A 20,523-nucleotide genomic window follows, 5' to 3' on the forward strand; every position below is an offset into this window, starting at 1 on the left:
AGAAACAGCCTGGATGAAATGTGTGCAGGAAAAATTCTGATGTGTCTGATGGAAACTGCTTTGACGAATGATTTGAAAGAAGGGCAGGAGCATAAGGTAAAACTGTATGGAGGCACAGTGAAGAATCAGGTTATTTTCAGACTGGAATATGGAATATCGGAAAGAACAAAGAATAAAAGGTTATTGCCGATTCAGCGCTGGATAGAAGATCATAATAAAAAAGCACTGAAAGTATTAAAAAAATGTGTAAAACAGTATAACGGAAAGAGCCGGGTTATTAGAAGCAGGAATCGGATGGAACTGGAAATCATATTGACAGGGAATGGGAAAAATGGACAAGATAAGTAATTTGACGAGATTCATATTAATTTTAGCCACCAATCTTTCTGCATTTTATGCTATGTTATGCCTTTTTCTGGGAAAAAGGAGATCAGGGAAAATTGCCGGCATTTATCTTTTTTTCAAAGCAGTGATAGTCAATGTGATTATGAACCAGATATATGGAGAATATGTTGGAAAAGATCCGGTATTTACTTATATATATGTATTTTCGGTTGGAATAGCAGCAATCCTCAATTTTATTGTATTTTGTTACGTATTTGACGGCGGAATCTTAAAGATTATATTAGTCAGTACCATATGCGAGATACTGGCGGGATTGCCGGGAGGGAGCCTGGCAGCGCTTGTAAATATTATCGAGGGGAATCATAACATCTGGGAAATTGGCGGCAGACTCAAAATAAAGGATGGACTAATACCTGTGGCGATGTTTGGAATCTGTACCCTGTTTTATTTTCTTTTTGGGGAGAAACTGAAAAGAATACGGAAATACCAGCTGAAGCATAAAAAAGTATGGGCGGTAATTGCTGTTATTTGGATCGGATTTTCTATTATTACCATGATTCCGGATTATAATGATACACTGATTTTGTGTGTATTCGTATGTGCGGTTGGAAGTATTGTGTGGGTCATGCTTCTCGTTATGATTGGAATGCGCATCGGGCAGTCATATCGCAGGCAGCTCCGACAGGAACACTCTTATCTTGTAAAGCAGAGTGAGTTGATGAGTCTTTATCATGAAGCTATCATACAGCAAATCTGGGAAATAGAAAAAATGCATCAGATCATGAATGCTCAGATGGAGGAAATACAACAAATCAAGGCGGAAATGACCTAAAAGAAAAGGATTAAAAAATATTTAGAAATGCTGCACCATCAGTATAAGACAATCCAGCCGGGGACATTCAGCGATGACATGACAGTGGATGCAATCCTGTATTATTATGGAAATACTTTTCAGAAAAAAGGAATCGAGCTGGAAGCATCTTTCTCCGGATATAAAAGCGGCAGTGTGGATGAAGTATGTATCGGTAAGATTTTAATGTGCCTGATGGAAACAGCTGCAGTGATTTACGCGGAAGAAATATACAAGGCTGGCCGGATAGTAAAAATCCGGGGCGGAACCGTTCAAAATCAGAATGTGTTCTGGATGGAATGTGACTGGCCGGCAGATAATCAGAGACACATGCTGAAAGAAATCAAATTGTGTGCGAAACAATGCGGCGGGAACGCACAGATTCGAAAAAAAGGAAACAGGCTGCAGGCAGAAATTGTCGTTATGAAAACAAAATGAGAAAAATCGGAATATTACAAAAAGAGTACAGAATTTGTTTAAAAAACAAATTTTGTACTTTTTTTTGGTATAGTGTAGAAAATCAAAAAAATGAGGAGGAAAATAGATGTCATACTATGCAGCAGAAGGAACCTGTGGATCCTGTGAATATTATGAATACGAAGGAGAAAATGTAAAGGGATATTGCAGTTTTTACAGAACGTATTATTATTCAAATGATTCATGTCGTAATTGGAGAAAAGGAAATAACGCATACAGTGGCGGAGGATGTTTTCTTACAACTGCTTGTTGTGAATATAAAGGGCTGGAGGATGATTGCTATGAATTGCAGATGATGAGAAAGTTCAGAGACACTTATTTATCGCAAAAAAAATATGGGCGTGAAATAATTAAATTATATTATAAAGACGCGCCAGGAATTATAGAAGCAATTGAAAAGAGTGTGGCGAAAGAAACAATTTATGAAGAAATTTATCAAAAAATTAAAGTGATCATAAATCTGATAGAACAGAAAGATTATGATGAAGCCGTAATACATTACATGTTGATGGTTTATAAGCTGAAAAAAATATAATCAGAACTTAAATGAGCAAGGATGAAAAATCTATTTGATAACAGAATATTACAAAAAAATGACAGATTTTGTCGAAAAGATATATTAGGTATCTTTTTTTGGTAATATGAAGAAAGCAGTCGCGAAATCACAGAAAAATACTGATTGTGGTTATAGATGAAGATTATAAATTGATGAAGTCAGTTCAAAAAACTAAGGGGGTGAATGACACAAGAGAGATAAAGTAATATGGAAACTTTTTGCATTAATATTTTTGGAAGAATTGTTCCTATGTATGGAATAATGATTTCTGCAGGAATTATAATTGCAGGTGCGGTTGGATACAAATTAGTTATAAGAGAAGGACTATCAGAAGATGATTTCTTTATTTTATCAGGTATTGTTCTATTGTTTGGCATGTTTGGTGCAAAACTTTTGTATTTGATAATCAATTGGAAAGAGATTGAGTGGGGAAAGATTCTGGAATGGAATTATATACAGCAGCTTCTTGGCGGAGGATTTGTATTCTATGGAGGATTAATCGGCGGTATTTTGGGACTGGTATTGGTAAATCAAATATCTGATATTAATGTAATGAATTATGTAAAAACGGCGATACCATGTCTGCCAATTGCACACGGATTTGGACGAATAGGATGTTTTTTTGCGGGGTGCTGTTACGGAATCCCGTATGACGGTCCATTTTGTGTAGATTATCAGGCACCTACACTTGCTCCAGTCGGGATTTCATTGTTTCCTGTTCAACTGTTAGAAGCGATTGCTGATTTTTTGATTGCTGTGATTATTATTGATTTAATAGTAAAAAAAGGACAGGGAATGTTTGGCATATATTTGTATTTGACCAGTTATGTGATTATAAGATTCTTGTTGGAAAATTTTAGGGGAGATTCGGAACGTGGGAGATGGTTGTTGTTTTCTACGTCCCAGTGGATTAGCCTGGGAATCGGATGTATTATTGGGGGATTTTGTTTATTTAAAATTTATAAGAAGAGAAGGAGAGAAAAATGGGAGTTGCATCATTAGTACTTGGAATTATTTCTATCGTATTAGGAGTATTTGGATTTGGAGTTCCAGTTGGAGCTATTTTAGGAATTGTAGGTACTGTTTTAGGATCAATGGCAAAAAAGAACGACCCTGCAAATTCACTTGCAAAAAGTGGTTTTGTTTGCTCTGTTGTAGGAACAGCTATTTCACTTGCATTCTTCGTTGCTTGTGTCGGATGTGCCGGATGTGCTACTGCAGGATCTGCAGGATTATTATCAGGTCTGTAAAAAATTGTATGGTAATTATGGTCAGGTGTGCAGTGTCACACCTGATTTTTTTGGAATTTTATATAGTCAGAATATTACAAAAACAATACAGATTTTGTTTGAAAAACAAATTTTCTATTACTTTTTGATATAATGTGACAAATTAAAGATTGAAATACTGGAAATTATGCTTGGAGGAGAGTTATGCATGAAAATGAATTGAATGAAGAAGATAAAATAATGGAAGATTTCTCAGAAACCGGGAACAGCGTTAATGAACAAATTTCTAAAAAGAATGATATAAAGGAAAACAAGAAAAGTACAGAAAGTGTATTGCCCCCAATAATACTTCCGGATCCGTCATATGCTTTCCTGCATAATATTAGTATTTTGTGCTTTTCACAGCAGGGAGAATCTCATATAAAAAACAATGTACCATGTCAGGATCGCAGCGGATTTAAACTTATTAATGACAAAATTATTGTGGCGGCAATCGCAGATGGCGTGGGAAGTTGTGCTCTTTCTGATTATGGGGCAGAGATTGCGGTAAATTCAAGCTTGATGTTTTTAGAAGAATACTTCAATAAAGAAATGAAACAGAAAGGATTCAAGTTTGACGATTCTCCAAGAATGGGGCAAATATTAAGGGAAATGATGCTGTATGCAACGGATTGTGTTGAAAAGCGATCAATGGAATTGCAGCAGTTCTCCTATTCATTTCAGTCAACATTAACAGTAGCTGTTTATGACGGAAATACATTATATTTTGCGCATGCAGGTGATGATGGCATTGTAGCACAAAATCAGAAGGGAATTTATGCAATGGTAACTTCACGGCATAAAGGAGAAGAAGTCAGCAGCGTTTATCCTCTTCAAAGTAAAAATACATGGCAGTTTGGAAAGGTAAATGATGTAGTAGCATTTATGATGGCAACAGATGGTGTTTTAGACGCATTTGTAAGACCTGCGGCAGAAAACAATAGAATATATTATCCATTTGTAGAAGCCGTTTTTTATGATATACAGAAAAATGAAGAAGATGTTAAAAAGAATTGTCGTGACTGGTATGAATATATGGCATCAGAGTCATATAGAAAAAGTGTAACCGATGATATATCTTTTGTCAGCGTTGTGAATCATGAGGTGATTCAGAAGTCCGTAAAGCCCAATTTTAAACGGCAAGAATGGGATAAACAGACAAAAAAATATGAAAAGAAGCGAAAGGCTGCATTGTACCCGTCTGATAGTAAGACAAAATCACAGCAGAGAATCTCTGAAAAGCTATCGGAAAAGGGGAAATCCATAAATACAGAAGAAGCCGCAAAACAAGCTAAAATTGCCGCTCATAAAATGAATGACGGGATGAAAGAATTGGCCTCTGCTTCAGCGGATATTTTGTTAAAAGGGGTATATCGGGCGACATCTTATCTCGGAGAAACCATGGGGCAAATTTCCAAGGATTTGAAAAAGAGAAATGACCAAAGAAATTCTGCGGAAAAAGGCAAGAATGATGAAAGTAATGACTAAATTCATTAGAAATGTTGGATCTGTTTTATTAGTGATTTCTATTGCATGCATTGGATCTATTCCGTTCTTCATTTTTAAGGAAGGTATACAGAATTTGTCCGTGGCAGGATATGCAGGATTATTTATGGCATGTTTTTTGACAAATGCAACTGTTTTTTTACCAGCCAGTGGAATAGCCTTCACCATAAGTGCATCAGCAGTGTTAAGTCCTGGTATATGCTGCTGTATTGGAGGAATGGGAACAGCTTTGGGAGAATTAATAAGTTTTTATTGTGGAAAGATTGGAAATAAAGCAGCCGGGAATCGAATGATATTGGAGAAAGTAAAAAAATATGTAAAGAAGAATGGCTTTGCTATAGTATCGTTGTTTGCTTTTCTCCCTGTTCCTGGTTTTGATTTTATAGGCATAACAGCAGGGGCGGGCCGGATGCCGGTATATAAATACTTGAGCGCCTGTTTAATTGGCAAGACGTTAAAAATGTTCCTATTTGTATTTGTTTTGCAGAAAATATACAAAATTTAGCGGCGGTTAGTTATGAGAGAAGAAACTACATTATATTACAGGAATCAGTTAAATAAAAAAGATCGAATGATATATGACACGTTAAAAAATCAATGGGGTAAATTTGAAAACAGTATAAAGATAAATATGCCAGACAGTGATACTTCTTTGATTACGCAGGCAATCCATTTCGATAATCCGTTATTGTTTTATGTTAATTTTTATCATATTGAATATTCGCAATTGGCTCAGGAATTATATGTTCTGGGGGATTATCTTTATGAAAAAAATGAAGCAAGAAAAATATTAGATTACTGCGGAAAATGGGGAAGCTATATCATAAATCATAAACCCAAAAATCTTAGAAATGTAGAATTGGCATTATGGCTGCATGATGTAATTATAAGAAATACGACATATGGAGAAAGTAACGGAATACGATCCCACAGCATAGCAGGTGTAATCTGTGATCATCAGGCTGTATGTGAGGGAATATCAATGGCATATAAGTATTTATGTGACTTGGCCGGAATTCCATGCATTTATGTTGCTGGAGATTTGAATGGAAGTCCTCATGGGTGGAATATGATTTGGATTGATAACGAACCCTCTTTTGTGGATGTTACGAATGATTTGAATGACGCAGGAAGAAAAAATTTTATGCGCAGTTCAAAAGAAATGATTGGTTATTCATGGGATAATTCTATAATACCGGAGTGTCGATTGAGAAATAAGAACAATGAATACTTTATTGTCCATAATAAGAGAGAATTAAAAAAGTGCTTAAGAACAATAGGAGGATTAGAGTGTGCAGAAATTTATTTAGATTTTGGACGTACATTAGACGGAAGAGAAATTGAACGCCTTGTAGTTACTGCAGGACTAACGAACCCACTGTTGATGACACATAAGGTTTCTTATTCTGTGGAAAGTCAGATGATAATAATTCAAAAGTGAGTGACAGAGAAATGATAGGTTATATGAGGCCAATAAAAGGGGCATTTGATAAAGAACAACGAAAAATATATCAGGCTGTATACTGCGGCCTCTGCAGGATATTAAAAAGTCGATATGGTGCGACAGGAACACTTGCATTAAACTATGAAATCGTGGATATGCTCTTGATGATAGATTCTATATGTTCCGATAAATCTAAGTGGATTAAAAGGAGCTGTAGTTTGTCGCCCTTTATGTGGAGAAATTTGGCAGGACTTAATGAGCAGCGTTATTTTATGGCGGCAGAGATATCTATGATAATAGCAAATTTTGAGATTCAGGATAATGTCGAAGATCTGAATAGAGTACAGGATAAAATATTATTAGCCATTTCAGATTATAAACTCAGGAAGATGGGAAATCAGGGAAAAGATGTGTATGAGATATTAGAAAAGAAATATTTGGAATACATGTCAAAGGAAAGAATGGCACAAAAAGTGTTTTGTGGATTTGAAAGTGTAGTGAATGCCTGCGGAGGTATTATAGGAACAATAGGTCGTTTGTTGTCAGAAGTATCTGGAATAAGAGAAATATCAGATATAGAAAAAATATTCAATTTATGGGGACGCTGGGTATATCTTGTTGATGCAGCAGATGATTATGCGGAAGATAAGAAATATGATCATTTTAATCCATGGACATTAAAAGATACTCCGCCAAACTGGGAAAATTATGTATATTGTCTTGAAAAAGAAGCAGGTACACTGATAAATTATCTCCCGGTTCGTCGGTATGGGGATCTTTTAAAACAACTGTATGTAATACAGCTGCCGGAAAGACGACGACGGATTTTTAATAAATTATATGAGCAAACTTGGGAAACCATATAGAACACTAATGATGAAAGGAAAGGATATGCAGGGGTTTAATTTCATTTGTGACATTTTATCAGTGATTTCAAATAATCCATCGAAAAAAGAGAGATATATAAAATGCAGAGATACGGGAATGAAATTTGATAATCGAATGAAAGAGATACTTGTAAAAGATTGGGCCGTTTTAGCCTGGAAAACACTGCATGACAAAACGGAACTGAAAGATGATATTGTAAATTACTATAAGAAAGTATCACTGAGCCGGATTGATTTAGAAGTGGATGTTTTACAGAAATATACGGAAGATGTTATAGAACAATTTAACAATCCCGGAAAACGGAAAACATTATCCAATACATTTAATAATATTGTTGTGAATCAAAAAGGAACAAGACCTTATTTTCTTTTTGGCTTTGCTTTAACAATTGTATTGGCAGCAGGAAATTATGCTGATGCAAATTTTTATATAGGAATCGAAGAAGCAAAAAAACTGCTTTTTAAATCCATGCCGGTATTAGGGTATATTAATGCCGAGTGTATTCCAGATGTTTGTTTTTGTGAAGAAAAGAATTTAAGATATTTATTATTTGCGGCATTGTATCATTCACTGCTGGTAGAACTGCCATACCACGAAGATCACAAGGAAAACAATTATCAGAAGGGCAGAAATGTTGTGGATAGAATGCTTGATCAGAATGTTGATTCACGTCTGTTCGATGCAATGAAAAGAACAACAGAAGCCAGTCAGATTATAAATGTTCTGTGGACTATTCAGGATGCAAGATGTGCCACAGACAAAAATTTTGACCTGAGAAAGAGAATAGTGGAAGAATATTACTTTATTCCTGGATTAATTGGAGATGATGAGACATCCCGTTTGTTGAGTTACGATTCTTTTGGCAGAGTTAGAGCTTTTGTTGAAGGGAAGGAAGGCAGTGGGAAAAGTTTTCTTGCCAAAATTGTAGTGCTGGCGTGCAGAAATGAAATGAAAGATTATGATTTAACAAAAAAAATCAGAGAGCAAATCGGATTAAAAGAAAAGAGGTTCATTCCGATGCTTTTTGACTGCACCGAGATAGATACAGAGGATATAAGAGAAAAAGGAATTCTTAATTGTGCGTTAGATTATATGTTTTTACAGACGCAGGAAATCGGGAATAAAAATCGAGAGGATTCCCTGCGGCATTTTGGGGAGTGCAAAAATAATATAATACAATATTGTGAAAGAAAAGCATATGCTGGAGAACTTTTGCTGCTGATAGATGAAGGTTCACAAATGAAACAGGAATGTTTCTGGGAGCTGATGAAAAAAGTAGATGAGTTATGTATGAGGTTTCCAAATCTGCATGTAATATTTTTCGGATCAGAATTAGAACATTCGGAAATGAAAAGACTGTCACAGTATAAATTTTTCCATATTGATCAATTCAGCTATACTTCTGAGAATTGTGAAAAGATTTGCAGTCATATGGACGTAAATTATACATATGTAAAGCAGTCGCTGGACGATAATCCGATACTGAAAGAGTTTATCGATACACCGAAGAAATTTTTAAAGTATTTGGAAAAAGATAATAAAACATATTTTCAATCTCTGGTATCGGAATATATTGAAGAAGAAATTGCCAGTAAATGCAGTTATGAAATATCAGAATATGAATGTAAAGAATTTTTAGAATTTTTAGCAGCAGAACTACTTGATACAAGAAAAGATAATAATGAATTGATTATTCCGGAAAAGATAATCAATCAAAATTTTTTTATCAGACTGAAAGGAAAAATAAAACATCCAGAGAAAATTTGGAAACATGTTCAAAAAAATAGAATATTAATAGAAAGAGCGGAATATAAAAATAGCTTTCAATTTAGCAACCGCATAAATTTTTGCAGCATTTTATCTGATTATTTTATTGAGATTATAGAAGAATGTGGGAAAAAGCAATGTTCGGGAATCCTTTTAGACGAATTTTCAAAATTGTCTGCGGAAGAATTTTCAATGGTACTGATTTTTATGTTTTATAGAATATGCTGTGAACAGGATGCAATGTTCTACGTGAATATTAATGAGGAAAAATTTGATTTATTATTCAAAATAACAGCAGGTATTTTATTAACATATAGCAGCATGAAAGATACAAATGTCTGTTTGTGGGCGTTAAAGGAGATGATGAAACAGGGCTCTTTAGAGAATCCCAATTTGCCAGAAGATAAAAGCAGAAAACAATCCGTATGGTTGAAAAGATTGAAACGAATATATTATGCGGTTATTTCCATACCGAAAGGGAAAAAAGAGAGTGCAACTTTGGAAAAAAACGCAATGTACTAAGTATCAACGTAATATTATAATGAATTTATTAAAAGTATATACAAAAGAGAAAGGAAATGAAAAAAATGTTTAAATCTAAACAAGAAGATTTATTACCTGTTGCGAATCAGGGTGAACGTCATATTCCGGCAGTACTCCTTGTTGATATATCTGGTTCCATGGCGGGAGCATCAATTGATGAACTTAATCAGGGGCTGATTGAATTCGGACAGGCCTTACAAGAAGATTCGCTGGCATTGGGGAGAGCTGAGGTTTCTGTAATTTCTTTTAATTCTGAAGTAAAGACTGAAGTAGGTTTCAGACCGGCGACAGATTATCAGGCACCTAGACTTGCAGCAAACGGACTGACGTCTTTAAATGAGGCAATAATAGAAGCGCTTAATGCTATTGAGGAAAGGAAGGCTCAATATAAGGAACAGGGCGTTTCTTATTATCGTCCTTGGTTATTTGTTCTTACGGATGGCGCTCCGACAGATACAAATCGTGAAAGTGAGGCAAGAAATAGACTTCAGCAGGCTATTCGGGATAAAAAAGTTGTTTATATGCCAATGGGAATCGGAAATGCAGATAAAACAAAATTACAGAGTTACTATCCGGAAGAAACGAAATCTAAAATAGTTTTGCAGGCAAATGCAGTTAATTTTAGAGAAGCGTTTGTATGGTTAAGTAATAGTATAGCTGTAGTGTCTAATTCAGATCCAACCGTGTCAGATTCTATAGAACTGCCAGAGACTCCAAGCGTGATTACAGTAGGTATTTAATAATTAGAAAAATGTAATTAGAAAGAGAGTTCATCGTTTGTGAGCTCTCTTTCGTGTATTTCAGCATGGTGGTGATGAAAATGGCAATATATTATGGTCAATATGGAACAAAATATGTAACCGTTAAGCAATTAGGTGCAGGAGGGGAAGGTACAGTATATACTGTCGAAGGATATAAAGAAATTGTAGCGAAAATTTATAAAACTACAAAGTTTAAGGACAGCAATGAACGGGCTGTTATGGAACGGAAATTGAAGGCTATGATTGCAATGAAACTTCCATATGTTGTTGATGGGGTTGCTCGTGTGGCATGGCCACAGGATATTTTGTATGAAAATGGTATGATGGTAGGTTTTACTATGCCAAAGATACATACAAAATATAAAATCTATGATATATACCGGGGCGGACAGCAGCGAGATAAAATATATCCCGATTATAATTGGAAATATTCCGTTCAGTATGCATTTCATCTGGCGTGGCTGGTAAATTATCTTCATTCTTATAACATTATTATTGGAGATTTTAATCAGAATAATATAGCTGTCAATGTAGAAGCCGGAACAATTGTGATTATCGATTGCGATTCTTTTGATATTGTTGATCCTGTTACGAAAGAGCACTTCCCATGTACAGTAGGACTGCCAGAGATGCTGGCACCGGAACTGCAGACAGTAGGTGATTTAAGGAAAGCGAATTTTACGAAAAGTACAGATTATTTTTCATTGGCAATTCATATTTTCAGATTGCTGATGGACAATGCAGATCCGTTTGGTGCAGTAATAAAAACAGCGGAATCTGTAAGCAGCATACCTGAAAACCGGGCGATATGCAATGGGGAATGTGTATATGTAAGAGATGTGCCTGGGAGAGCGAGACCTGAATGGGCGGTTGACCCAAAGATGCTGCCGCAGGAAATTCTTTACTTATTTAAAAAAACTTTTGATTACACCGCTTTAACAGCAATGAAGAAAATCCCGGAAAGAACTTCGGCATATGAATGGTGCGTTGCTTTATTGCCATATGCGAAACCTGAACCGAATCCCAAATTGAAACGTTGTCCTAAGAATAGGAGACATGTTTATCCTGCACACAATAGCGAGTGTCCATGGTGTGCCAAACATAAACAAACACCAAGGCCAAAACCAATACCAGGGCCGAGTCCAACACCTAAAACAACAAATCGATGGTGGGTTATTATACCAATTCTTGGAATTATTGCTGTTTTGGCAATTGCATATAAATATTATGTTTATGATGGCGGCAGCTGGGGAGGAACTGATACTTCTTATGATAACACTCAGGAAGATGAGACATATAATGATTCATACTATGATTCCGAAGACGAAACATATGACGATTCATATTATGATTCCGAAGATGAAACGGATGAAGAAGATAGTGATGACTATATTCTGACTGACAGTGATACGAGCTACATTACAGAAGAAGATTTGGAATCATTGACAGACAGGGAGGTTCAGCTGGCCCGAAATGAAATATTTGCAAGACATGGCCGAAAGTTTGACACGGAATGGATACAAGATTATTTCGATGGAAAAGACTGGTATGTAGCGGAATATGAACCCGAATATTTTGATGAATACATCCTGGATTCTGAATTTAATAACTATGAAAAGGAAAATGTCAAATTTATGGCGGATTATGAAAATACAAATAGCAATTAAATATATTTTTAAATTGTTAAATTAGGAGGAAAACACGTGGCATTTCGATTAAAAAAACACAAAAGATTAAAAGAGTGTGATGAGAAAGTAGTAATTAAGGAGAAGGAAATTTTTGCAGATACAGAGGACAAAGGCAAAGAAAATTTGAAAGAACATGAAGAGGAAGAGGAAATTAAGCTTGCTCCTGCGCCAAAAGAAAGCACGCCGTTTTTTGGAATGAATCAGGACATTGTATATTGGGGATTTTCACAAAGAGGAGAGTCGCATATAAAAAACGATACCCCTTGTCAGGATCGATGTAAGGTCCTTGTGGCGAATCATAACAGGCCAATTATTATTGCTGCAATTGCAGATGGAGTAGGAAGCTGTGCATTGTCTCACTATGGTTCAGGAATAGCAACTGAATTATCGGTGGCTTATTTAAAAGAAAAAATAGAGAATTATGAGGGTGAAGAGTTTGAAGATAAGGTAATTGGAGATATGCTGCGTGATACAATGCAGTATGCAAATGAGGCGGTAAGAAAAGCAGCAGAAGAAATGGAACAGCTGGAATATTCATTTCAGTCAACATTAACAATTACAATCTATGATGGATCAACTCTTTACATTTCTCATGCCGGCGATGATGGTGTGGTTGTATTGACAGAGGATGGGAAACTGGAACTTGTCACTTCCAGAATTAAGGGAGAGGAAGCAAGCAGCGTTTATCCGCTGCAGGCAGGATCACAATATTGGCAGGTATTAAAAGTAGATAGGGAAGTCAATGGATTTGTTATGGCAACGGACGGAGTATTGGATGCCTTTGTCAGAGGAGAGAAGGAAGAAAATAGAGTCTATTATCCATTTATTCAACCGGCGTTTGAGACGAAACAGACTAAAAGAAAGCAGATACAGGACATTTTAGATTTTTATTACGATTATATGGCCGGGAAAGAATATCGTAAGGCTGTTACAGACGATTTGACTATGGTTGTGGTTACAAATCAGAAAAAACTTAAAAAACAGAACTTCCCGGTCTTTGATGAAGAAGAATGGAATCAAAAAACAAAGGAATATCAGGAAAAGGTGAATGCGGCACTGTATCCTGATATGGCAAAGTTTAAGAAAATAGAAGATGATTCTGAGGATGAAGAAGATGGAACAGATTTGATTTGCCCGTATTGTCATGAATATGTTAATGAAGGGGATAAATTTTGCAGAAACTGCGGCAAAAAACTGAAAAAAAAGAGCAAAAAGACAAAAGATGAGCAAGAGCCTGATCAAATTTCAGAGTCCCAAAAGGAATCGGATTTGAATAAATCAGATGGTGATTTACAGAAGACGAATCGGAAGTCTCGAAAAAAGAAGAGGCGTAGGGTAAAAAGAAAATATAAATGGAAAAAAATCATAGTTCTGTGTGTTATTTTGATTTTGTTTATTGTATTGCTGGTTGCGGCTGGTTTTATGATAATTGGAGCTTTGTGAGAATATTTCATCTGTGAGAAATATTATAAAAAATGTCTAAAAGTAAAAAGGGGAAAATCATGAGAAATCAAAATGTGGATATGTTGTTGGATACACTGCAAATCCTGAAACAGGGACAGTATGAAGTAAATGGAAAAACTGTAAAACTTAAATTATCCGCAGCGGAAATGAGAAAAGCACAGGTTCTTCTGCCGGATGACGTGTATTTTATCTGCAGAGACGCGGATTTTGAAGGAACTCACAAGTTGGGGAGGTGCGGTTTTGACTGTACAAACGAAGACACGTTTGTCGCAACACAGTATGAAGATAAGATACTTGCTTCCTTGCAGAAAAATCCAGAGAAACCGGTTCTGGTATTGAATTTTGCCAATCCCGTCAATCCCGGAGGAGGCGTGAGGATCGGAGCCAGAGCGCAGGAAGAAGATCTGTGCAGAAAGAGTTCTCTTTTGCTATCGTTAGAGGGAAAACAGGCCATGAAATACTATGAATATAATAGAAAACAAAACGTGTATAATTCATCGGATGCCATGATTTTTTCCCCGCAGGTGGAAGTGATTCGTGATAAAAATGGGAATCTGCTGGATGAGACAATGATTGCTGCAGTTTTAACATGTGCGGCGCCTATTGTCAGGACAGGAGAGCATTGTATGGAACCGGAAAAATATCGAAATATGGTACGTCAGAGAATTGAAGGCATGCTGAAATGCGCCGCATATTTCGGATATCGGTATTTGGTGCTGGGAGCCTGGGGATGCGGAGTCTTTGGAAACGATGCACGAATAATGTCAGATTTATTTTTTGAAGTTTTGAGAGAAATGGATTATCACGGATTTGATGAGAAAGATCTCTTTGACCGGATTCATTTTGCCGTACTTGATAGAAGCGAAGAACAGAAAAAATTTAAGGAATTTTATCGGAATTTTGGAGCAGAACATTATTATCAGGAAGCGGAAGAAGCATGAAAGAGACGGGAATTTATCAGAATGCGATCAGAGGATGCCTGTTTGGAGGAGCCGCTGGAGACGCTTTGGGATATCCGGTGGAATTTATGAAAGAAAACGATATTTTCAGTGAATATGGTCCGAGAGGAATACAAGAATATGCACTTGATCCGAAAAGTGGGAAGGCGCTTATCTCGGACGATACACAAATGACGCTGTTTACGGTAAATGGTATTTTAACAGGTGAGACAAGACTGAAACTGCGAGGGGTTGGCGGGATGCCTCATGTTTATCTGCCATCATCTTATCAGGACTGGCTTCATACGCAGGAAATGACCTTTGAGGAAAGCAGGAAACAGCCGCAGGAAGCTGTAAAATGGACAACATCCTGGTTATTGGATGTTCCGGAATTATATGCGTGGCGGGCACCCGGCAATACCTGTCTGGATATCCTTCATTTGCAGCGGTATGAGAAATCACAGCCGGAAAGTTTCATTCGGCAGCCGCAAAGTAACAGCAAAGGATGCGGCGGGATTATGCGGGTGGCTCCGATAGGACTGAGAAAGATGACAGATATCAGGATGCTTGACTGGGAAGGTGCTGAGACTGCGGCGATTACTCATGGACATTCTCTCGGATATATGCCGGCTGCGGTTCTGGTCCATATCATTCAGCGCATCGTTTATCCTGAAAAACCGCTGACATTAAAAGAAATAGTTCTTGAGGCAAGAGATACAGTGGCTGAGATATTTGCGGGTGATGAGCATCTGGAGAAATTGATTCAGATCATAAATTTGTCGGTTGAGTTATCAGAAAATGAAAAAGAGGATATCGTCAATATTCATCGTTTAGGCGAAGGCTGGGTGGCAGAAGAGACACTGGCAATTGCTGTCTACTGTGCTTTAAAATATCAGAATAATTTTTCTGCTGGATTGATTGCTTCTGTGAATCATAACGGTGACAGCGATTCCACAGGAGCAGTCGCAGGGAACATTCTGGGAGCTGTCTGCGGATATGAAGTAATAGAAGAAAAATGGAAGACCAATTTGGAACTTTCAGATGTTATTTTAGAAATGGCGGATGATTTATGCTATGGATGTTCGATGACGGAATATGGACAATATAAAGATCCGGAGTGGAAGAGAAAGTATGTTACACATGGTTATATGAGGGATAAGAAAAATGAGTCTTTCTTAAAAGTTATGAAAGCAGGATTCCTGCGGATAAAGCGTGCAGCCAGGAGAACAAAGCCTTCATGATACCAATCAGGAAGTTAAGAGGATAAAAAAGATGAATACAACATTAGTTTGTAAAGGTGTGTCAGGCATTACATACAATCTGATCCGGCAACTGGGAGCAGGCGGGGAAGGAAGCGTTTTTACAATCCAAGGAAACAACGATAAAGTTGCAAAAATATACAATAAGAAAATCCTGCAGAATAGAACTCTCAGAGATCAAAGAGAGCGGAAACTGAAAGCAATGTTAAAATTGGATTTGCCTGTTCGGGTAGATGGTATATTAAGGCTGGCATGGCCGTTGGATATATTGTATCAGCAAGGAGTATGCGTCGGCTTTGTCATGCCTATAATTTCTGACATGCTGGGAATTTATGATATTCAGCGCTGCTGGAGAGCCGATTCTAATAACCCCAGTACGAAAAAAGTATTGAAGATATATCCGGAATTTACCTGGAAATATTCGGTTCAATTTGCATATAACCTTTCATGGGTTGTTAGTTATGTACATTCGCGGGGGATTGTGATAGGTGATTTGAATTATAATAATATTTTTGCTGATACGAAGACAGGGGCTATTGTATTAATTGACTGCGATTCATTTGATATTACAGATAAACAGACAGGAGAACGCTTTCCGTGTGAGGTTGGTTTTCCAGAAATGTTAGCGCCGGAATTGCAGACAGGAGGGAAATTAAAGGGAAGGTTTACGAAAGAGACAGATAATTTTACATTAGCAATCCATATTTTTAGACTGCTGATGAGAAATGCGGATCCATTCGGAGGTGTTTCATCTCCCGGACCATCAATTCCCGCTGTTGCATCGGGAAATATAAATATTATAAATGGAAATTGCCCTTATGTGCGGAAATGCGCTCTGACCATTCCGGCATGGGCACCGGAACTTTCGATTTTGCCGCCAAATTTGCAGAATTTGTTCAAACGTACATTTTATTACGACGCAATGACATCTTTAAAAAGAATCAGACAGCGTGCAACTGCGGCAGAATGGTGCCGCGAGTTAATAACGCTGGCGAAAAAAGATACAGATAATAGTTTAGTAAAATGCAGAAGAAATGAGTATCATGTTTATCCCATTCATAATACTAAATGTCCATGGTGCAAATGTGAGCAACCTGTTAAGACTCGGATAGTATCGAATAAGCCAGTACAGCCAGCAAATACAAATAATAATATTGTATCCGGTCAGGTTTCTTCCAAAAGTTCTTCCGGTGGAAGTCAGGCAATACCACATACAACTTATACAATACAAACTGCGCGAAGGAAACCTTATTTATTATATTGTGTAATAATTATCTGTGGTCTGATTAGCGGGATTATTTTTAAAGATGCAGGCTCAGAAGCAATATTGCAAATTTTCGGAGAGTATTTAGAGCCGGCAAAATGTGTAATAATTATTTCGATTATTGCTTCGATTGGAGGAATATTGTTAGCACATCATTTTGAAGATTCTTATATTTATGCTAAAAGCGGGATACCTTGGATGCTGTTAGGATGTATCGTTCTTTTGATTCCGCCGGCGGTAGCAATTGCAGCTGGAGCAGCGGCGGCCATAGTAACTTATATAATGGGGGCTTTATCTACTCTATTGATAGTAATCTTTGGCATTGTGATTTTATGCGGCTGCTTGTCAGGAAGCTAACTACAAAGGAATAATGAAAGAAAGGAAAGTATTATAATGATATCCTGTTTTATACCAATTGTGGTGCTTGTGGATACATCTGGTGAGCGGACTGAAGTATTGAAAGCATTATATGATTTACAGTATGCAATACAAGATGATATAGAACTTCGTGAACAAAGTGATATATGTGTGATATTTTATGGTGATACAGTTCATGCTGAAGAATTTATTCGTGGAGTAGATTTTATGCCGTTTGATTTCTTTCAAACGGCTGATTCAGCATGTTTAAATCAAGGATTGCATGAAGCACTTAAATTGTTAGCTCTACGTAAAAAGATGTACAGAACAGAAGGAGTTAACTATTGCTGCCCTAGATTATTAGTTCTATCGACAGGATTAATATCAGATATAAATTTTAAAAATGAAATATGTAAAGAAGTGCGAGAGGCTATTAATGACAGGAAAATTCAATATGTACCTTTGATGGTAGGAAATCAATATGATTATAGAGTGCTGCAAGAATATTACCCGCCAGGCAATGAAGAAAAAGATGTATTAACAGCAGAATATGATAATATTCGAAAGGTATTTGAAGAAACGCGAGTAGACGGTGATAAAGTAATTAGTTTTTATGATGGCAGGTGTTTTAAAGGATTAAAAAACAAGAGTTATCTCTTAGAAGAACTTATTAAATATGGCGGAACTTATTCTACATATTCTGTTCAGGATAATTGCAATATTATGGCCAAAATTATCACTAAGGATGATAACTACTATAGAAATAAGTTGGAAAGAAAGATTCGGGTTATGCTGTCTTTAAAAATTAATTATGAAGTAAATGGTATTCCAGTACTGGAATGGCCATTGGATATTTTATATCAGGACGGTGTATTAATGGGATTTATTGTTCCTAATGTGCAGCGTGATACAATAGCATTATCTGATATTTTACGCTACACAGGATTAGTGCATAATGATCAAAGTACAGAAAAAGTGTTGAAAATATACCCTCAATTTACCTGGAAATATTCAGTTCAAATTGCGTATAACCTGGCTTCTTTTGTAGATTATTTACATTCTCTCGGAATTATAGTTGGAACATTGGAAGAGTATTATTTATATGTACATATAAAAACTGGAAGAATTATATATACAGAATGTGAAAGGTTAGGCGTAAAGGATCATGTTTCGGGAGAAGAATTTCCGTGCGAATTATCTCGATTGGATCTTACAGCGCCAGAACAATTTCAATTAAAAGGTTTAAAAATTGCTTCCCAAAGTACAGATTTGTTTTCATTATCAATCCAAATTTTCAGGTTACTAATGAAAAATATACATCCATTTACGGGAAAACCTAAAGATGATATAGATAAGTATTCTTATTTAGGAATAGAAGCGAGAAATATAGTAAGATAGTAAGCGGTTTTTGCCCTTATATTAAAAAATGTGATATTAGTGTACCATTATGGAGTCCATCATTCGAATTATTACCAGATGAGGTTCAATCTGCTTTCAGGAAAACTTTTGATTATACAGAGGATACAGTACTTGAAACTATAAAACATCGAACAAGTACAAAACAATGGATGAAGATTTTGTACCATTTGGCAAAAGTAGAACCAAATGAGAATCTACGAACTTGTTATAAAAATAAATTCCATGTGTATCCGGCGCATAATAGTGAATGTCCGTGGTGCAAAATGGAGTTGCAGATAAAAAATTTGTAAAGTAATTATAAAAGTTAGACCTAAAGAATACGTAATATAATTGTTTAAGAGAAATAGGATATGATATAGTCAAAAATCAAAATATTACAAAAAGAGTACAGTTTATGTCACTAGGACAAATTCTGTGCTCTTTTTTTTACAATGAATGAAAATGAAGGAGGAGGAACTGAGTATAAAGAAAAAGTGGGAAACTCCGAGGATGTATATTGAGGAATTTGCACCGAATGAATATGTATCGCATTGTATGTATTTAGAGTGTGCAATTCCGGGGCAGGATCCTTTTAAAGGCAATGACTATACGGGCTCAAGATTGTTTGATTTTCAAGTTGAATCATGGGGCGAAATTACCGGAATCAGCCCGGATTATCAGGAACATGGTGGGTGCGCAATAGATACACGAACCACATGGAATCCTGAAACGGGCAGAGGATTCGGATGGACTTTTATTTCAGGAAAAGGCGATGTTATTAACAGAGATGTGCAGGTATATGATTTTCAGATGGGAGGTACAAATCCGGCTGATTGGAACAAGCAGTGCGCTGTATGGAAGACAAAGGAAAATGGGGTTGTCTTCCAGCATTATGGATACTGCCGGGCAGCAGATGTAGCAAACCGTTCCTGATATTTCCATTTGAGTGGATTCAGATATTATACATAACAGAGACGTCATTTGTGAGAATTGTGTGAAAAAGCAGGATTCTAAGTTGACAAATCAAATAATTCAGCATATAATAATAAAAAATTTAACAGAGCAGAGTGATAAATCCTATGAGCAAAAGTAAGTAGCTCATAACCCAGTCTCACAGAGAGCAGTTGGCCGGTGCGAAACTGCAGACATGATATGAGTGAATGGATTTGTGAGGAGCACAGAGAACTGTTTTAGCAACTAAGTAACTGTCGCCGTTATCCCACGTTACGGGAACGAGGTATAAAAGCTTTCAATAGCGGAGTACCTTAAGGAGGAGAGATTTTGTTGATCTTTATTTTTGGATCACTGATTGACGGATTCTCTTAAATATGGGTGGCACCACGGTCTATCGTCCCAGGTTTTGGGATGATAGGCCTTTTTTTCGCGTTAGCTGCAAGCCACGTCAACGGATCAGATTTCCGGCAGACGGGAGCTTGCTCACGGATGACAGGAAACTGATCCGTTGATGCGGCGCCAGCCGCGAACGAACGACGAAGTCGTGAGGTACGAGGCTTGCAGCGTTAAAGGGATAGAACCTGCGGTGCCAGCCGCGAACGAACGACGGAGTCGTGAGGTACGAGGCTTGCAGCGTTAAAGGGATAGAACCTGCGGCGCCAGCCGCGAACGAACGACGAAGTCGTGAGGTATGTGGCTTGCAGCGTCAAAGAGACAGAACCTGCGGCGCCAGCCGCGAACGAACGACGAAGTCGTGAGGTATGTGGCTTGCAGCGTCAAAGAGACAGAACCTGCG

At 36.9% G+C, this 20,523-nt stretch carries 19 protein-coding genes and 1 other annotated feature; all 19 genes read left to right on the forward strand.

Annotated features, from left to right (window positions below; genetic code table 11):
• On the forward strand, positions 1-348 hold a 348-nt coding region (locus JMF81_RS02970), incomplete at its 5' end, for a hypothetical protein (protein ID WP_201309984.1).
• Between the two features lie 133 nt (positions 349-481).
• Positions 482-1,177 carry a hypothetical protein gene (locus JMF81_RS02975; RefSeq protein WP_201309985.1) on the forward strand — a complete coding sequence of 232 codons (696 nt, stop codon included), beginning with the start codon at positions 482-484 and terminating at the stop codon, positions 1,175-1,177.
• 27 nt (positions 1,178-1,204) lie between these two features.
• The gene (locus JMF81_RS02980) at positions 1,205-1,633 is read left to right on the forward strand and encodes a hypothetical protein (protein WP_201309986.1); all 429 of its coding nucleotides are present in this window, start codon (positions 1,205-1,207) and stop codon (positions 1,631-1,633) included.
• Positions 1,634-1,739: 106 nt separating this feature from the next.
• Positions 1,740-2,207 (forward strand): CFI-box-CTERM domain-containing protein, encoded by a 468-nt coding sequence (locus tag JMF81_RS02985; protein ID WP_201309987.1) that lies wholly within the window; start codon positions 1,740-1,742, stop codon positions 2,205-2,207.
• Between the two features lie 270 nt (positions 2,208-2,477).
• Positions 2,478-3,230: a prolipoprotein diacylglyceryl transferase gene (locus JMF81_RS02990; RefSeq protein ID WP_201309988.1), complete on the forward strand. Its 753-nt coding sequence runs from the start codon at positions 2,478-2,480 to the stop codon at positions 3,228-3,230.
• Complete coding sequence (locus tag JMF81_RS02995; protein ID WP_201309989.1) at positions 3,212-3,478, forward strand: hypothetical protein; 267 nt, start codon at positions 3,212-3,214, stop codon at positions 3,476-3,478. Before JMF81_RS02990 ends, JMF81_RS02995 begins: the two co-directional genes overlap by 19 nt.
• 183 nt (positions 3,479-3,661) lie before the next feature.
• Positions 3,662-4,984: a PP2C family serine/threonine-protein phosphatase gene (locus JMF81_RS03000; protein ID WP_201309990.1), complete on the forward strand. Its 1,323-nt coding sequence runs from the start codon at positions 3,662-3,664 to the stop codon at positions 4,982-4,984.
• A complete protein-coding gene (locus JMF81_RS03005) occupies positions 4,965-5,507 on the forward strand; it encodes a VTT domain-containing protein (RefSeq protein ID WP_201309991.1) in 543 nt (180 codons plus the stop codon). Before JMF81_RS03000 ends, JMF81_RS03005 begins: the two co-directional genes overlap by 20 nt.
• A gap of 12 nt (positions 5,508-5,519) precedes the next feature.
• Positions 5,520-6,443 carry a transglutaminase domain-containing protein gene (locus JMF81_RS03010; protein ID WP_201309992.1) on the forward strand — a complete coding sequence of 308 codons (924 nt, stop codon included), beginning with the start codon at positions 5,520-5,522 and terminating at the stop codon, positions 6,441-6,443.
• Between the two features lie 11 nt (positions 6,444-6,454).
• Positions 6,455-7,312 (forward strand): DUF5685 family protein, encoded by an 858-nt coding sequence (locus tag JMF81_RS03015; RefSeq protein ID WP_201309993.1) that lies wholly within the window; start codon positions 6,455-6,457, stop codon positions 7,310-7,312.
• Between the two features lie 358 nt (positions 7,313-7,670).
• On the forward strand, positions 7,671-9,623 hold the full coding sequence (locus tag JMF81_RS03020) for an NACHT domain-containing protein (protein WP_201309994.1): 1,953 nt from the start codon (positions 7,671-7,673) through the stop codon (positions 9,621-9,623).
• A 56-nt stretch (positions 9,624-9,679) separates the two neighbouring features.
• On the forward strand, positions 9,680-10,384 hold the full coding sequence (locus JMF81_RS03025; protein WP_201309995.1) for a vWA domain-containing protein: 705 nt from the start codon (positions 9,680-9,682) through the stop codon (positions 10,382-10,384).
• An 80-nt stretch (positions 10,385-10,464) separates the two neighbouring features.
• Positions 10,465-12,072, forward strand: coding sequence for a YARHG domain-containing protein (locus JMF81_RS03030; protein ID WP_201309996.1), 1,608 nt, complete (start codon positions 10,465-10,467; stop codon positions 12,070-12,072).
• 36 nt (positions 12,073-12,108) lie between these two features.
• Entirely contained in the window at positions 12,109-13,536 is a 1,428-nt protein-coding gene (locus JMF81_RS03035; RefSeq protein ID WP_201309997.1) for a protein phosphatase 2C domain-containing protein, read from the forward strand.
• Between the two features lie 59 nt (positions 13,537-13,595).
• Positions 13,596-14,498: a TIGR02452 family protein gene (locus tag JMF81_RS03040; RefSeq protein ID WP_201309998.1), complete on the forward strand. Its 903-nt coding sequence runs from the start codon at positions 13,596-13,598 to the stop codon at positions 14,496-14,498.
• Positions 14,495-15,736 carry an ADP-ribosylglycohydrolase family protein gene (locus JMF81_RS03045; RefSeq protein WP_201309999.1) on the forward strand — a complete coding sequence of 414 codons (1,242 nt, stop codon included), beginning with the start codon at positions 14,495-14,497 and terminating at the stop codon, positions 15,734-15,736. The genes JMF81_RS03040 and JMF81_RS03045 overlap by 4 nt, the downstream gene beginning before the upstream one ends.
• A gap of 31 nt (positions 15,737-15,767) precedes the next feature.
• A complete protein-coding gene (locus JMF81_RS03050; protein WP_201310000.1) occupies positions 15,768-17,375 on the forward strand; it encodes a hypothetical protein in 1,608 nt (535 codons plus the stop codon).
• 36 nt (positions 17,376-17,411) lie between these two features.
• A complete protein-coding gene (locus JMF81_RS03055; RefSeq protein ID WP_201310001.1) occupies positions 17,412-18,773 on the forward strand; it encodes a hypothetical protein in 1,362 nt (453 codons plus the stop codon).
• A gap of 510 nt (positions 18,774-19,283) precedes the next feature.
• Positions 19,284-19,706, forward strand: a complete 423-nt coding sequence (locus JMF81_RS03060; RefSeq protein WP_201310002.1) for a hypothetical protein — start codon at positions 19,284-19,286, stop codon at positions 19,704-19,706.
• Positions 19,707-19,843: 137 nt separating this feature from the next.
• Positions 19,844-20,132: a binding site (T-box leader), on the forward strand.
• Positions 20,133-20,523: the final 391 nt, after the last annotated feature.

This window comes from Anaerostipes butyraticus, from assembly GCF_016586355.1.
Lineage (GTDB): Bacteria > Bacillota > Clostridia > Lachnospirales > Lachnospiraceae > Anaerostipes > Anaerostipes butyraticus.

Coding starts and splice junctions, on each gene's coding strand:
- JMF81_RS03055 (WP_201310001.1), top strand. CDS start 17,412: ATGATATCCTGTTTTATACCAATTGTGGTGCTTGTGGATACATCTGGT.
- JMF81_RS03060 (WP_201310002.1), top strand. CDS start 19,284: ATGTATATTGAGGAATTTGCACCGAATGAATATGTATCGCATTGTATG.
- JMF81_RS03050 (WP_201310000.1), top strand. CDS start 15,768: ATGAATACAACATTAGTTTGTAAAGGTGTGTCAGGCATTACATACAAT.
- JMF81_RS03015 (WP_201309993.1), top strand. CDS start 6,455: ATGATAGGTTATATGAGGCCAATAAAAGGGGCATTTGATAAAGAACAA.
- JMF81_RS03000 (WP_201309990.1), top strand. CDS start 3,662: ATGCATGAAAATGAATTGAATGAAGAAGATAAAATAATGGAAGATTTC.
- JMF81_RS03030 (WP_201309996.1), top strand. CDS start 10,465: ATGGCAATATATTATGGTCAATATGGAACAAAATATGTAACCGTTAAG.
- JMF81_RS02985 (WP_201309987.1), top strand. CDS start 1,740: ATGTCATACTATGCAGCAGAAGGAACCTGTGGATCCTGTGAATATTAT.
- JMF81_RS02980 (WP_201309986.1), top strand. CDS start 1,205: ATGCTGCACCATCAGTATAAGACAATCCAGCCGGGGACATTCAGCGAT.
- JMF81_RS02990 (WP_201309988.1), top strand. CDS start 2,478: ATGTATGGAATAATGATTTCTGCAGGAATTATAATTGCAGGTGCGGTT.
- JMF81_RS03045 (WP_201309999.1), top strand. CDS start 14,495: ATGAAAGAGACGGGAATTTATCAGAATGCGATCAGAGGATGCCTGTTT.
- JMF81_RS03010 (WP_201309992.1), top strand. CDS start 5,520: ATGAGAGAAGAAACTACATTATATTACAGGAATCAGTTAAATAAAAAA.
- JMF81_RS03040 (WP_201309998.1), top strand. CDS start 13,596: ATGAGAAATCAAAATGTGGATATGTTGTTGGATACACTGCAAATCCTG.
- JMF81_RS03005 (WP_201309991.1), top strand. CDS start 4,965: ATGATGAAAGTAATGACTAAATTCATTAGAAATGTTGGATCTGTTTTA.
- JMF81_RS03025 (WP_201309995.1), top strand. CDS start 9,680: ATGAAAAAAATGTTTAAATCTAAACAAGAAGATTTATTACCTGTTGCG.
- JMF81_RS02995 (WP_201309989.1), top strand. CDS start 3,212: ATGGGAGTTGCATCATTAGTACTTGGAATTATTTCTATCGTATTAGGA.